Origin of the sequence: Aquisphaera insulae, assembly GCF_011064615.1 — a bacterium.
GTDB classification, from domain to species: domain Bacteria; phylum Planctomycetota; class Planctomycetia; order Isosphaerales; family Isosphaeraceae; genus Aquisphaera; species Aquisphaera insulae.
The window spans coordinates 1-13649 of the sequence record NZ_JAALJH010000143.1; the positions used below are offsets into that span (position 1 = coordinate 1).

Consider the following 13649-nt stretch of genomic DNA (forward strand, 5'->3'; position numbering starts at 1 on the left):
GCTCCAGGGGGAACGTGTCGACCGAGATGGACGGAGACCGTGCGGGCGCGGCCGAATGGCGGGCCTCGGCGGTCTGCGCCCGGGCCGCCTCGGGTGCGGCCCAGAGGATCGTCAGGGCAACAGCGCAGCCTGACAGCCAGGCGTTGAGGCACGCCGGCGCGGGGCTCCCGCGACGTTCCGCTATCCGGCTCCGATCCATCCGTGGCTCCCGGCCGCACGCGGCTCCGAAACGCAGCTCGCTCGAACGGGGTTGCCCCGGCTCCTCCCAGGCCCCCGGCTCGGGCAGGGAAGGTATCCCGGGCGGGGCTTTCCCACAAGGCGAGAAGGGACCGGACGAAACCAGTGAACAGACGGTCAAGGCGGACCGATCCCCTGGTGCGGTCCCACCTTGACCTCGCCTGGGCCGGCGCTATCATTGCGTACGTCAGGCCGTCGCCACGCACGAAGGTTCGCAAGGCTCGAATCCTCCTCCTCGAGCGCGAGCCGCCAGCCTGGCGGGTTTAGACCCCCTGAGGGGGTGCGGTGCATCGCGCCGTCGGACGACGAGATCCGCCCTCCCGTATTCGGAATCGCGATGATGGATGTTCCTCGCCTGGCCCTGGCGACCGCCGCCTCAGGTCCGGAGCCCTCGACGATGAGCCTCGCCCTGATGGCGGGACTCGCGGGCTCTCACCGCCGGGTTCAACACTTCCGGACGAGGGCTTGCCCCACCGCGACCGAGCTGGTCGGACAGGTCACCGGGCTGCCGGGACGGCATCTGGACTCCTGGCTGATGCCGGAATCGGTCTGCCGCTCCCTCTTCGCGAGGGGGGCAAGCGGGGCTCATCTCGCGGTCGTGGAAGGGACGCTGGAGCCGATCGCGACCCCGCAGCCGTATTCCACGAGCGACCAGCCGGGCAGCCTGGGCGAGGTCGCGAGGATGCTCGACCTGCCGACCGTGGCCGTGATCTCGGCGCCGGAATCGTGCGGAGACGTGCTCCATCTCCCGAGGCTGCCGCGAGGAATCGACGGCGTGCTCATCGACCGCCTGAGGGATCCCGCGGACCTTCCCCGGCTTCGTCGGATGGTCCGGCTCGCGGCCGGGGTGCCGGTCCTGGGGGCCCTCGAGGTCCTGCCGTCGGTCCGACGGATGCTGGAAGGCCCCGATCGCGTGGACTTCCTGCCGGAGTCGGCCGTCGAGGCCCTGGCTCGCAACTTCCTCCGCCATTCCTGCCCGGACGAGATCCAGGAGCTGGCGGCCGGCCGGGAACCGCTCGAATACCGGGACCTGCTCTGCGCCTGCGGCCTGGCGGACTGCGGACGCTGCTTCCGCGTCGCCTACGCCCAGGACGAGGCCTTCGGCCGCTATTTCCCGGACACCATCGAGGTGCTCGAGGCGCTGGGCGCCGAGCTCGTCGAGTTCTCTCCGCTCCGCGACGAGGCGCTCCCACCGGGGGTGGACCTCGTGATGATCGGCTGCGGACTGCCCGACGAGCACGCCGACCGGCTCTCCTCCAACCTGAGCATGCTGGCGGCGCTCCGCCAGCACGTCTGCCGGGGCCATCGGATCTACACCGAGGGGGGCGGCACCGCGTACCTCGGCCGCTGGATGATCGTCGACGGTCAGCCGCTCCGGGGGGCCGCCATCCTCCCGTTTAGCGCCGAGCTGCGGGAGCAGCCGACGCCGCCGGCCCCGGTCACCCGGACGCTCTCTCACGATTGCTGGCTCGGCTCCCGGGGGACGACGGTCCGCGGCTACAGGAGCGGCCGGTGGCGGTTAACCCCCAGCCACGAGCCCCTCGAATGCCCGGAGTCGTTCGGCTCGCTCACCTCCGAGGGCGACCTCTACTACCATCACCACGCCGTCGGCAGCCTGATCCACCTGCATCTCGGAGCCCTCCCCGAGGTCGTCGCCGCCTTCGCCAACCCACACCGCCCCAGCCTGAGGCGGCCTCCCGTCCGCGGGTACTAGCAAGGCGGCCATCAACGCGGCTCGTCGGTTCCGATCTGGGTCTCGAGGACCTGGATCGCGTCCCGGAGTGACGTGCTGTGAGGCTGGAGCTTGAGGGCGCGGCGGAAGGTCTGGAGGGCCTCGCGAGGCTCGCCCATCTGGATTTGGCACTGGGCCAGGCCGGCCAGCGCCCCGATGTGGTACGGATTGAGGCTGACCACCTTGCGGCAATCGGCCGCGCTCTCGGCGAAGCGGCCCTGGACGAAGTAGGCGATGGCCCGCTGGTTGAAGGCCTCGGCGAACCGCGGAGCGCGGGCGATCAACCCGGAGGCCAGCGTGGTCGCCTCGTCCAGCCGCCGGTCCGAGATGAGCTGTCGGACCTTCTCGAGGAGGCGGTTGTTCTCCTCGGAGTCGGCCCGGAACCAGACGGCCCAGAGCGCGCTCTCCGCCATCGTCCGGACCACCGGATCGTCGTCGCCGAGCGCCCGGCCGAGCGGCTCGTTGCTCCCCTCGAATCGTCCGAACGTCCCCAGCGCGAGCACCGCCCCGCGGCGAGCGGTCACGTCCGGCGAGGCCGCCAGGATCCGGCCGAGCGTCCCTTCGGTGTAACGGGCCATGGCACGGTCGCGGAACCGTTCCACGTCCCGGTCGCGAAGGAAGTCCGCGTAGTAGTCGATCAGCAGCGAGCTCGCTCGGGATTGTCCCATGACGGATCCCCCCCCACTCACGCGCGATGGGTCCGGACCGGCCGGTCCGGCCGCGAGGCTCTGGGTCGATGTCAACGCGCCCGGGGTCACGACGGACGCGATCAGGAGCAGGAGCAGACACGACGAGGCCAAGCAACGCCCGGGCGCGCCGCCGAGATCGCGGCCAGTCCGGCGCCGGGACCATCGGAGGCCATTCCCGATCATCCGTCGATCTCCTCGCGAGGGCGGGTCGTGGAGTAGAGGGTGATCGCGGGCCTCGTCCGTCCCGAGAGTCTCGGCGGGGCCCCCCCTCGAAGGTCGGCGGCGTCGATCGGCGTGGAGGATTCGGCAGGACCGGACTCGGGCGTGGACGGCCCCGGGGCGGTTGCCCCTCGGTCGTCTTCCGCGCTCAGTCTAGCACCCGCTGACGCGCCATGCCAGCGGTTTCCGGGGCAAGTCGATGCGAGCCCCAATCTTCCGCCTCGACGAGCCATCCGGCCCCGTCGTCGGCCCGCACGAAATACGCTAACAAATATAAATCTATTCACTCTCTGGTTTCATGTTGTCGCCTTCTCGATAAGCGGCGGGTGGAAGGACGCTCGAATCGTCGACGGCTCACGCCGGATCGCTGATCCCGAGCACGCTCTCCAGGGGGACGGGTCGGATCGAGGAGCCGCCGCCGGCCTTATCAACCTGGTCGTCGGCCTTGAGCAAGAGCCCGCGCTCCAGGCTCAGCTCGACGAGCCGGCCGGAGACGGTGCCGGCGGGGGTGGAGACGGACACGGGCCTGCCGATGTGCTCGCTCCGCGAGGACCACGCGGCGGCGAGCGGTGCCGGGCCCTCGGACAGGACCGTCTCGTACCAGCGGTCGAGGCGGACGATCAGCTCGCGGGCCAGCTCGGAACGGTCCGGGTTCGGGCCGGCGCCCAGGCCCTGCAGGGTGGCGACTCGCGGGCGGATCTCGTCCGGCAGGGATTCCGGCGGGATCGAGACGTTCAGGCCGATGCCGATCACCACGCCCCGGGTCTGGAGCTGCGGCGCCGGCGACTCGGCCCCGGCCGGGGCGAGGGCGAGCGACAGCGCCCGCTCGACGAGGATGCCGGCGATCTTCCGTCCGTCCACCCGGACGTCGTTGGGCCACTTGATCCGCGCGTCGCGACCGGTCCGGGCCACCACCAGCTCCGCCGTCGCCACGGCGGCCAGGGCCGTCAGCCAGGTCGCCCCCGAGGGCCCGTCGGCGGTCAGCCGGGCGGGCGGGAAGAGGAGGACCGACATCAGCACCGACGAGCCCGCCGGCGCGGTCCACGAGCGGCCCCGCTGGCCGCGGCCGGCGGACTGCTCCTCGGCGAGCACCACCAGGCCGTCGTTGGCGGCCGAGTCCCCGGCCCGCGCGGCCAGGTCATTGGTGCTGGTCACCCGGCTCCAGACCGCGATCCGCCGGCCGATCCGCCGCGTCGGGAGCCGGAACTCGATCTGGTCCGGGCAGATCCGCGGCGAGGGCCCCCGATAGGCCGCACCGAGGTACGGATGTCGCTCGATCTCGAATCCGAACCGCGCCAGCGCGTCCAGGTCCGCGAGCACCCCCGCGCGGTCCGGGCCAAGGTCCGCGAGCGCGACATGCACGCCCGGCGTGTCCCGCAGCCGGTCCAGGAGCGGGATGTTCAGGGCCGGGGTTGGGGGGCTCATCGGGGTCGTCATGGTGGCGCGTGAGATCCGCTCCCCTTCGCTCCGCGTCAGGCTCCCGCCGTCTCCAGGTCCAGGGCGATGTCCAGGGCCGGCGCGGAATGGGTCAGGGCGCCGACGCTGATGCGATCCACGCCCGATTCCGCCAGCGCCCGGACGGTCTCCAGGGTGACGCCGCCGGATGCCTCCAGCGCGATCCCCGGGGCGAGCTCATCCCGGCGCCGGACGGCCTCCGCCAGCGACGCGGCACCGAGGTTATCGACGAGGATGATGTCCGGCCCGCACCGGAGTGCCTCGTCGAGCTGCTCCAGCGAGTCGACCTCGATCTCGACGACGGTGCCCTTCGGGGCGAGGGACCGTGCGGCGGCGACGGCCGCGGCGATCGCCCCGCCGGGGCGGCCGGCGTGCGAGCCCAGCCAGGCGAGGTGATTGTCCTTGATGAGGACCGCGTCATGGAGGCCGATCCGGTGGTTCTCGCCCCCGCCGCACCGGACGGCGTACTTCTCGAGGATCCGCCAGCCCGGCGTCGTCTTCCGCGTGTCGAGGATCTTCGCCCGGGTCCCCGAGACCGCGTCCACGAACCGGGCGGTCAGGGTGGCGACTCCGCTCAGCCGCTGGAGGAAATTGAGGGCCGATCGCTCGACCGCCAGGATCGACCGGACGGGGCCGGTCAGCTCGGCGATCACGTCGCCGCGGCGGAGCCGGTCGCCGTCGGCACGGATCGCTCGAAAGGCGTCCTCGAGTGGAAAGTGGGCCGCCAGGAGGCCAACGACGGGCACGCCGGCCAGCACGCCCGGCGCCCGGGCCACGATTTGGGCCGTGCCGCGGGCGTCCGCGGGGATGGTCGCGGCGGAGGTGACGTCCCCCGCCTGCCCCAGGTCCTCCTCGATGGCCAGGCCGATGAGGGCCTCGGCATTCCGCGCCTCGGCCTCGCCGAAGCGGGAGCCGAGGCGCGGTGCGTCCGGAGGCGGCATGATCATTCCCTCGCGGTGCTGTGGGCCTTGGATGGGTCGGTGTAGCCGCGGAAGGCCCTGGGCATGCCCGAGTTCGACGGGGACAGGTGGATCGGGATCAGGAGCTCCACCCGGGGGGCGGCCTGGCCCCGGGCGGTCGCCACGGCCACGACCACGGCCTTGCGAAGGAGCCGCTCCCGGCTGAAGACGGCCATCGCCGCCACGTCGCCGACCTGCGTCATGTTGGCGCCGGAGTCCGACCCGGCAAAACCCGCGATCACGTACAGGCCCCGATCCCCCTGATCGCCCAGCGAGCCCACGGCCGCGGATTCAGCCTTGGCCTCGGTCGCGAGGACGATCCGGATCTCCGGATGGGCCTTGAGGGCCTGGTTGAGCTTCTCCTGAGCGTCCTTCGATTCGCCCTCGTACCGAACCTCCTCCACCTTGGTGACGCCGGCCTTGGCCAGGGCGTCGCGGAACGCCTTGGCCCGGGCCATCGCGAGCGGATCGCAGCTCGGATCGACGAGGATGATGGCCCCGGCCTCGGGCTTGTACCTGGCGTTCTTGGCGTTGGCCAGGGCCTTGTCGACGAGCTTCGCCGTGACCGCATCGAGCGATTCCGGGACGACCTGGACGAGCGGGGCGAGGGTGGAGCCGGCGGACGTCGCGGATCCGGCCGGCTCGATCCGGATCTCCGCGGGGAGTCCGACCAGGATCACCGGGATGCCCTTGCCGCGGGCCGAGCTGATGGCGGCGGATAGAGCCGCCGAGGGGGGCTCGGACACGTCGAGGAGTATCGAAAGGGGCTTCCGCGCGACCGCCTCGTTGAGGAGTGCCTCCGGCTTGCCTTCCCCGCCGGCCGCGATGATCTCGACGCGGACGCCTTCTCCGCCGCCCTGGGAGCGGGCGATCGCCTTGAGCAGCGCGGAGTCCTCGTCGGAATGGTGGCGGGACTCGACGACCACGAGGGGCTTGGCCGCGGCCGTCACCCCGGGCCTGGTCGAGTTGTCCGAGGGGCTCAGCTCCGCGGGCGGGGGGGGCAGGAACGACCCCGAGTCGCAACCCGCCGTCGAGGCGGCGAGGGCGGCGACGACCAGCCCAGCCAGGCCGTTGAGGCCGCCCTTCCCCCGGGCCGCCCGGCAGGACGCCCTCCCGTCAAGCAATCCGATCATGATCGAGGATCTCCCGCCCGCCGCGGCTCCCGCCCGTCGCCGCCGACGGGTCTATGGGCGAGCCGTCGCGGCTCGTGTCGTGTCGCGGCTCGTGAACCACTGGACCTGGACCTGCCGGGGACGCGCACGGCGAGGTTGTCCCCCCAAGTAGACTACTCGCTCGGCCGCGTTTCGGCTAGTTTCGCCCGCGACGCCCGGCCCGGGCCTTGGCCTTGGCCTTGGCTCGCGCCCCCTGGGCCTGGGGCGAGGCCGCCGGCCCGCCCTGGCCGCCGCCGCGGAGCTGCTGGATCCGGTCGCGGAGCGCCGCGGCTCGCTCGAACTCGAGCTTCTCCGCCGCCTCCAGCATCTCCGCCTCGAGCGCCGCCAGGAATTCCTCGTTGGCCTCGGTGACCTCGTCCCGGCCGACGGCCTGGCGGACCACCTGCCGGGCCTGGATCTCCTCCTCGATCCCCCGCCGGATCGCCTTGTGGATCGTCTCCGGGGTGATGCCGTGCTTCGCGTTGTACGCCTGCTGGAGCTCCCGGCGCCGCTTCGTCTCGTCGATGGCCCGCTGCATCGACGGCGTGACCTTGTCGGCGTAGAGGACGACCTCCGCGTTGACGTGCCGGGCCGACCGGCCGATCGTCTGGATCAGCGAGGTCTCGCTCCGCAGGAAGCCCTCCTTGTCCGCGTCCAGGATGCAGACCATGGAGACCTCCGGCAGGTCGAGCCCCTCGCGGAGCAGGTTGACGCCGACGAGCGAATCGAAGGCCCCCTCGCGGAGCTCCCGGAGGATGGTCATCCGCTCGATGGCGTCCAGCTCCGAGTGCAGCCACTTGCACCGCAGCCCCTGCTCCTTCAGGTAGCGCGTGAGGTCCTCCGCCAGCCGCTTGGTGAGCGTGGTGATGAGCACCCGCTCGCCCCGGCCGGCACGCTCCTTGACCTCCTTCAGGAGGGCCGGGACCTGGCCCCGCGCCGGCTCGACGCGGACGACCGGATCGATCAGCCCCGTCGGCCGGATGACCTGCTCCACGACCTCGCCGCCGGACATGGCGATCTCGTAATCGGCGGGCGTCGCGGAGACGAAGAGCCGGCGATGGAACTTGGTCTCCCACTCGTCGATCCGGAGCGGCCGATTGTCGAGCGCGCTCGGCAGCCGGAAGCCGTGCTCGACCAGCGTCAGCTTGCGGCTGTGGTCGCCCGCGAACATGCCGCGGATCTGGGGGACCGTCACGTGCGACTCGTCCAGGATCAGAAGGCTGTCCTTGGGGAAGAAGTCGAGCAGCGTGCTCGGGGTGTCGCCGGCCTTGCGTCCGGACAGGTGCCGGGAGTAATTCTCGATCCCCGAGCAGTAGCCCACCTCCAGGAGCATCTCCATGTCGTACCGAGTCCGGGCCTCCAGCCGCTGGGCCTCCAGCAGCTTGCCCTGCTCCCGGAGCTGCTGGAGCCGCTCCTCGAGCTCGTTGCCGATCGCCTCCACCGAGGCCTGGATCCGCTCCTCCGGCAGGACGAAGTGCTTGGCCGGGTAGACGTACATCTCCTCGTGCGTCTCCAGGACGTTGCCGGTGAGGGCGTCGATCGTCGCCAGCCGCTCCACCTCGTCGCCGAAGAGCTCGATCCGATAGCCGATCTCCTCGTAGGCCGGCCAGAGCTCGACCACGTCGCCCCGGACCCGGAACTTGCCCCGCTCGAAGCTCACGTCGTTGCGGTCGTACTGGATGTCGATGAACTTCAGCAGCAGCTCGTCCCGGTCGACGAAGTCCCCCTTCTTGAGATGGACCATCATCTTCCGGTAGTCGTCCGGCGAGCCCAACCCGTAGATGCAGGAGACGCTGGCGACCACGATCACGTCCTCGCGGCTCACGAGCGCGCTGGTGCTCGCCAGGCGGAGCCGCTCGATCTCCTCGTTGATCGAGGCATCCTTCTCGATGTAGATGTCGCGCTGGGGGATGTAGGCTTCCGGCTGGTAGTAGTCGTAGTAGCTGACGAAGTAGCGGACCGCGTTGTGCGGGAAGAACTCGCGGAACTCGGCGTAGAGCTGGGCCGCCAGGGTCTTGTTGTGCGACATCACCAGCGCGGGCTTGCCGTAGCGGGCGATCACGTTGGCCATCGTGAACGTCTTGCCGGACCCGGTCACGCCCAGCAGCGTCTGGTTCTCCCGCCCCAGCCGGAGCCCCTCCACCAGGCCGTCGATCGCCTGGGGCTGGTCACCGGCCGGCTGGTACGGGCTGACGAGCTGGAAGGCAGGCATGGCGTGGGTTCCTCCGGGGTCGATCAGCCGATCACGATGCTGTCATTATTTACAGTGCGTCAATTCCTGCCAATCGCAAACCTTAGGGCCCGGGCGGGAGGCTTCCCGCGGGACCGGGCCCCGTACAGGCTGGTGCCTGGCGGATCGGATCGGCCCGGAAGTTCATCCGGGGCGTTGAATCGCCTTCGCTCACTTCGCGCCGCGACCATCGTCTCGTAGACTGTCCCTGCACGCCTGTTGAACTGGTGTTGGATTTTCCCGCCGAGGCGGATCGGAGCGGGCGTTGATCAGGATCCTCGGAAACCGGAAGCGGCTCTGCGACGGGATCACCCGGCGGGACCTCTTGCACGTCGGGTCGCTGGGGGTCCTCGGGTTGGGCGCGGGGGCGGCCTTCGCCCCGGCCGGCCGCGCGGAGGGCCATCCGTCCGGGTTCGGCAGGGCGAAGTCGTGCATCCTCCTGTTCCTCTACGGGTCTCCGTCGCAGATCGAGACCTTCGACCCGAAGCCGGATGCGCCCGTGGGGGTCCGTGGTGAGCTCGGCTGCATCGCGTCGAGCGTACCGGGGCTGAACGTCGGCGAGGGGTTGCCGCGGCTCGCGACGGTGATGGACAAGATGACGGTGATCCGTTCCGTCTCGCACCCCTACCCGGTCCACGGGGTGGCGTACGCGACGACCGGCAATCCCGTCGTCCCGCTGTCCGCCGAGCTGAACCCCCGGGATCCCGTCCACTGGCCGTTCATCGGGTCGGTCGTGGATTACGTCGACGGCCGGCGCGGCGGAGAACCCGCGGGCGTGCCGCGGAACATGGTGCTCCCCTGGGCCTTCAGCAGCCATCGCGTGGGCGAGGTGCCGCGCGCGGGCCCGTACGGCGGCTTCCTGGGCCAGGCGTACGACCCGGTCAGCACCGAGTTCGTCGGCGAGGGGACGCGGAAGGCGACCAAGACCCTGCTCCAGCAGACGTGGAACGGCCTGGAGCCGTACCGGGGCATCACGCCCGCGAGCCGCTTCCGCCTGGGGGAGGTTTCCGACCTCGGGCCGGGCCTGACCCTGGACCGGCTCGACCGCCGGAGGTCCCTCCTCCATCAGATCGAGTCCCTGCGCAAGGCGGACGGCGACGCGAGGACCGCGAGCGTCGATCGTCATCGCGAGACGGCCCACCGGCTGCTGGCGTCCGACCGCCTGCGCCAGGCGTTCGACCTGGACCGCGAGCCGGCCGAGACCCGGGACCTTTACGGGATGAGCCTCTTCGGCCAGGCGGCCCTGACGGCCAGGCGGCTCGTCGAGGCGGGCGGGCGGTTCGTCACGGTCTTCTGGGACGAATTCGGGCTCGCCGGCACCGGCTGGGATACCCACTGGGACCACTTCCCCCGGATGAAGGATGAGCTGCTCCCCGGCCTCGACCGCACGCTCTCCGGCCTGGTGATGGACCTGGACCGCCGCGGCCTGCTCGACGAGACGCTCGTCGTCGTCCTCAGCGAGCATGGACGGACGCCCCGGATCCAGTCGAACGTCCCCGGGGGCGGCCGCGACCACTGGTCGCGATGCTACTCCGTCGTCATGGCGGGCGGCGGCATCGCCCGCGGCCGCGTCATCGGCCGGTCCGACGCGATCGCCTCGGACCCCGTCGAGCGCAAGGTGTCCCCCAAGGACATCCTGGCGACGATCTACCATCTCCTGGGCATCGACCCCGCCTCCCCCCTCACCGACCGCCAGGGACGGCCGCTGGCCATCGTCCCGGACGCGGAGGTCCTCATGGATGCCATCGGCTGATCGACTTCCTGCCACGTGAGTCGCATCGGACCCGAAAGACGGAACAAGCCCCGACCAGCGGGGCCGCACTTGCGGACGTGCCAGGTCGGCGGCGTGAAGGGTTCGGCGACGTGACGCCGACATCGCGTCGCGTGAAGCGATGCGAAGAAATCGGACTCCTGGGGATCACGCTCGGCCTCCCGCCGCCCAACACCGAGACTCAGCGGACCCGCACCGCCGGAGCAGACCGGGGATCACGAAAGTGCCGGCGCCGCAGCGGTGCGGGGTCCGCTGGAGCGCGCGGTTAGGCGTCACGCTGGCTCAGGAGATGATCGTACTCCGAATGCGAGCCGATCCAGAACCATCCGATCTCATTTCCCTGGCGGATCCCGACCGCTCGATAGTGTCGACCGACGCGGGCCGAGAAGATCAGGCGGTTTGGGTGGACCTGCCGGAAACGCAGGCTGGGATGATACGGATCTTGCTGGAAGAGCGAGTAGGCGTGCCTCGCCTGCTGGCGAACCAACTCGGGCAAGGCCCGGTACATCACCATGAATTCGGGGAGCAAAAACGAGTTCATAATTCACTGATGTCGAGCTTCTTCGCCCGTCCCGCCCGCATGCCGGCCAGGGCCTCATCGGCCATCCGCGAGAGGAGGGTGGCTGACTCGGGTCGAGCAAACAGCTCGTCCCAGCGACCCTCGGCCTCAATCTCCTGGAGGATGATCGAGGCGATCGCCTCCTGGTCGGGCTCGGGCAATGCTCTGGCCTTCGAGAAGGCGAGCTCCATGAGTTCTGACATTGGCGAGTGCACCTCGGATCGAGTATGGAATCCGTCCCTCAATTCTACTCCGCGACCCCGACCCATGCGAGTCGAGGCACGATCGGACTCCCGCCCGAGCCGAGTCTCTCGATCTCCGCATCGCCCGAAGGAAAACCGCGATACCCGCAAGGCTCGGCGAACTCAGCGACCTCGCCGGACTTCTCATCCGCCGGGGCGAAGGCATCGCGGAAGTGGACTTGCAAGCCATCGGGGGAACGAATCATCACAGACTGATCGGCCGGGAAATCGCCGGCCTAGAGGTGGTCGCGCTCCCCGACGTACCGCTCGCGGAGGTACTACTTCAGGCGTGGTTTCCAGGAATCCGGCACGACTGGAGGCATCTGCTTCTCCCTCGTCGCCTGACGACCAGGCTCAGCGGACCCGGCCCTGAACATGCCTTGACAGCCGTTCACGCCGCACGGCCGGGGCCGCTGCAGCGGGAGGTTAGGCATCGGCCGCGCCTGGAGCATGCGTTGCCTTGATGATGATGGATTCCTCGAGGCGCTCAAGGCGATAGCAGCGCGGCCCGCGGGCGACGGCCTCGACTCGGATTGCATCCTGCCTGGGCCCAGCCCACCTGACACCGACCTCGACTTCAATGACCTCGCTACTGTCGACTAGAGATCTCAGCGGACCGGCCACATACCAAGCCGCTCGAAGTACGACAACGCGCCCGCGTGGCCCCGGGGCCGCTGCGGGGCGAAGTCAGACGTCAGACTCCGCCTTTGCAAGCTGCCTCGCAAACCAGTAGGGCTCGAACGGCGGAGGGGCGGACGTCTCGACGACGAACACGTACCTCTGACGATGCCAGTCCCACTCTGCCCGCAGCACACGACGCAACGGCTCGGGGTAGCCGATGAGACGCACCGCAGCGCCCGGCGGGAACCGCGGGTCGGGACAGTCGCCCGGCAACGGCGGCAGGCAAGGGCGCAATTCGACAACCGGAAACTGCTGCCACCACACGACGAACCTCTCAGCCTCCTAACGACAAAACTCGGCGGGCCGACCCGCCCGAGCGGCCTTCGCTCATAGCACATAGCGCTGCTGCGGCCGGGGTCCACTGCAGCGCGAGGTTAGGCGTTGACTGAGTCGGCCGGCCAGTTCTTCGTGATTTCCATCAATTCCAGGTTTAGCCGGAACAACTTCAGCGCCAGCTTCCTCTTGGCCGGATCCATCCTGGCGACCATATCCACGATTTCGCTTACGTCGTTCGAGATACCCGCGATCAGGAATAACGGGTTGACCTCGAATTCGGTGGCTAGCTTTTCCAATTCGGAGGGAGAGAGTTCCGTCTTCCCGTTCTCCACGTTCGAGATGTGGCCACCTGTGCGCTTAATCAAGTTCCCAACGTCTTCTTGCGTCCAGTTTTTTCGACGCCGAAGATCGGCGATGCGATTGCCAACAGTTTCTGCGTTACTTGCCATGCTATTGCCTCCTCGCCTCCCAAAACTGATTCGACAGAATCCCAATTCCCAGTAACTCGCTCGTCGATACAGCATAGGACCGGCGGGCGAAATGTTCCGAACGGGATCCCAGCCTCTCGACACGCCTACCGGTTCTTTGCAGAAAACAAGGCAGAACTATCGACTCCAATATGACGCGCTTCATGGCGTGGAACAAGGGGGTGCGGCTCGATCCCACACAACGCCAAGGACCGGCTTCCATATCGCTGCAAACACCGCCGAATCCGCCGAAGCTTCTCGACCAGGTGCGACAGCGAATACGGACCTGGCACTACGCCATTCACGCCGACTAAGCGTATGTAGGCTGGGTTCGCCGCTCCATCCTCATTCATGGCAAGCGGCATCCCCGGGATATGGCGGCAGGCGAGTTCGCGGTGTCCACACGTACGTGGCCGTACACGAGCACGTGGCGGCGAGCAACCAGAAACAGGACCTGGCTGCGCTTCTCTTCCTTTATCAGAAACGTCCTCGAGATCGGCCTGCCCCGCATCAATTCGTTCACGGACTTGATGCGGGACCAAGACGGAAGTCGGAGAATTTGACCGGATTGGTGAAACTCGCGGGCGAGTTTTCGGGATTATGAGAATGATGGGAACGCGGGGACTAAGGACGCCCCTGACCTCAAGGGTCGCTCTTTCGCAATTCGGAAGTTTGTGCCACGACTTGAACGCGCCAGCCCGTGTGGGGAGTGCGCGGGCCGGCGAAGGAAAGACGACTGGTTTCGCCTTGGTTCCGCGTTTTCGATGCAAATTATTTGTGAATAAAAAGAAATGGATTTGATAGCAGATCGTCGAGATGACGATCGAACGCAAATTGGTGGCGAACAGAAGCATGGGAAAGGGGCCGGTCGGAGCTCGCGCGGTCGCCGGACAGAGCGGCCCGTACTGGAGGAGTCCTGTGACGGGTTCGGTCGGGTGGCCATGGTGGAATACCGCGAAGAGCAGGTCGAGTTGTTGGAGA

The 13649-nt window shown here is 68.9% G+C and carries 11 protein-coding genes; 2 read left to right on the plus strand and 9 right to left on the minus strand.

Translation table 11 applies throughout. The features are described 5' to 3' along the window. On the minus strand, positions 1 to 199 hold a 199-nt coding region (locus G6O54_RS37555; RefSeq protein ID WP_205679143.1), incomplete at its 3' end, for a hypothetical protein. Between the two features lie 435 nt (positions 200 to 634). Between G6O54_RS37555 and G6O54_RS35025 the strand changes: the two genes are divergently transcribed. Then, positions 635 to 1951, plus strand: coding sequence for a cobyrinic acid a,c-diamide synthase (locus tag G6O54_RS35025; RefSeq protein WP_250847231.1), 1317 nt, complete (start codon positions 635 to 637; stop codon positions 1949 to 1951). A gap of 11 nt (positions 1952 to 1962) precedes the next feature. On the opposite strand, the gene G6O54_RS35030 is transcribed toward G6O54_RS35025, so the two are convergent. The 5 genes from G6O54_RS35030 to uvrB form a co-directional block, all read right to left on the minus strand. Then, a complete protein-coding gene (locus G6O54_RS35030) occupies positions 1963 to 2637 on the minus strand; it encodes a tetratricopeptide repeat protein (protein ID WP_165234999.1) in 675 nt (224 codons plus the stop codon). Positions 2638 to 3231: 594 nt separating this feature from the next. Then, positions 3232 to 4302, minus strand: a complete 1071-nt coding sequence (locus G6O54_RS35035) for a biotin--[acetyl-CoA-carboxylase] ligase (protein ID WP_250847232.1) — start codon at positions 4300 to 4302, stop codon at positions 3232 to 3234. Positions 4303 to 4349: 47 nt separating this feature from the next. Next, on the minus strand, positions 4350 to 5273 hold the full coding sequence (nadC, locus tag G6O54_RS35040) for a carboxylating nicotinate-nucleotide diphosphorylase (RefSeq protein WP_165235002.1): 924 nt from the start codon (positions 5271 to 5273) through the stop codon (positions 4350 to 4352). Between the two features lie 2 nt (positions 5274 to 5275). Beyond that, the gene (locus G6O54_RS35045) at positions 5276 to 6424 is read right to left on the minus strand and encodes a substrate-binding domain-containing protein (RefSeq protein ID WP_165235005.1); all 1149 of its coding nucleotides are present in this window, start codon (positions 6422 to 6424) and stop codon (positions 5276 to 5278) included. Between the two features lie 175 nt (positions 6425 to 6599). After that, entirely contained in the window at positions 6600 to 8654 is a 2055-nt protein-coding gene (gene uvrB, locus G6O54_RS35050; RefSeq protein ID WP_165235007.1) for an excinuclease ABC subunit UvrB, read from the minus strand. A 283-nt stretch (positions 8655 to 8937) separates the two neighbouring features. Between uvrB and G6O54_RS35055 the strand changes: the two genes are divergently transcribed. Further along, positions 8938 to 10425, plus strand: a complete 1488-nt coding sequence (locus tag G6O54_RS35055; RefSeq protein WP_165235010.1) for a DUF1501 domain-containing protein — start codon at positions 8938 to 8940, stop codon at positions 10423 to 10425. 283 nt (positions 10426 to 10708) lie between these two features. On the opposite strand, the gene G6O54_RS35060 is transcribed toward G6O54_RS35055, so the two are convergent. The 3 genes from G6O54_RS35060 to G6O54_RS35070 all read right to left on the minus strand — a co-directional run bounded on the left by G6O54_RS35060 (position 10709) and on the right by G6O54_RS35070 (position 12650). Further along, positions 10709 to 10984: a ParE family toxin-like protein gene (locus G6O54_RS35060; RefSeq protein ID WP_165235013.1), complete on the minus strand. Its 276-nt coding sequence runs from the start codon at positions 10982 to 10984 to the stop codon at positions 10709 to 10711. After that, positions 10981 to 11205, minus strand: a complete 225-nt coding sequence (locus G6O54_RS35065; RefSeq protein WP_165235016.1) for a hypothetical protein — start codon at positions 11203 to 11205, stop codon at positions 10981 to 10983. Before G6O54_RS35065 ends, G6O54_RS35060 begins: the two co-directional genes overlap by 4 nt. 1094 nt (positions 11206 to 12299) lie before the next feature. Then, positions 12300 to 12650: a helix-turn-helix domain-containing protein gene (locus tag G6O54_RS35070; RefSeq protein ID WP_165235019.1), complete on the minus strand. Its 351-nt coding sequence runs from the start codon at positions 12648 to 12650 to the stop codon at positions 12300 to 12302. Positions 12651 to 13649: the final 999 nt, after the last annotated feature.

What these genes read in the sequence shown, in the direction of transcription:
- G6O54_RS35025 (WP_250847231.1), top strand. Translation starts at nt 635, where the DNA reads ATGAGCCTCGCCCTGATGGCGGGACTCGCGGGCTCTCACCGCCGGGTT.
- G6O54_RS35030 (WP_165234999.1), bottom strand. Translation starts at nt 2,637, where the DNA reads ATGGGACAATCCCGAGCGAGCTCGCTGCTGATCGACTACTACGCGGAC.
- G6O54_RS35035 (WP_250847232.1), bottom strand. Translation starts at nt 4,302, where the DNA reads ATGAGCCCCCCAACCCCGGCCCTGAACATCCCGCTCCTGGACCGGCTG.
- nadC (WP_165235002.1), bottom strand. Translation starts at nt 5,273, where the DNA reads ATGCCGCCTCCGGACGCACCGCGCCTCGGCTCCCGCTTCGGCGAGGCC.
- G6O54_RS35045 (WP_165235005.1), bottom strand. Translation starts at nt 6,424, where the DNA reads ATGATCGGATTGCTTGACGGGAGGGCGTCCTGCCGGGCGGCCCGGGGG.
- uvrB (WP_165235007.1), bottom strand. Translation starts at nt 8,654, where the DNA reads ATGCCTGCCTTCCAGCTCGTCAGCCCGTACCAGCCGGCCGGTGACCAG.
- G6O54_RS35060 (WP_165235013.1), bottom strand. Translation starts at nt 10,984, where the DNA reads ATGAACTCGTTTTTGCTCCCCGAATTCATGGTGATGTACCGGGCCTTG.
- G6O54_RS35065 (WP_165235016.1), bottom strand. Translation starts at nt 11,205, where the DNA reads ATGTCAGAACTCATGGAGCTCGCCTTCTCGAAGGCCAGAGCATTGCCC.
- G6O54_RS35070 (WP_165235019.1), bottom strand. Translation starts at nt 12,650, where the DNA reads ATGGCAAGTAACGCAGAAACTGTTGGCAATCGCATCGCCGATCTTCGG.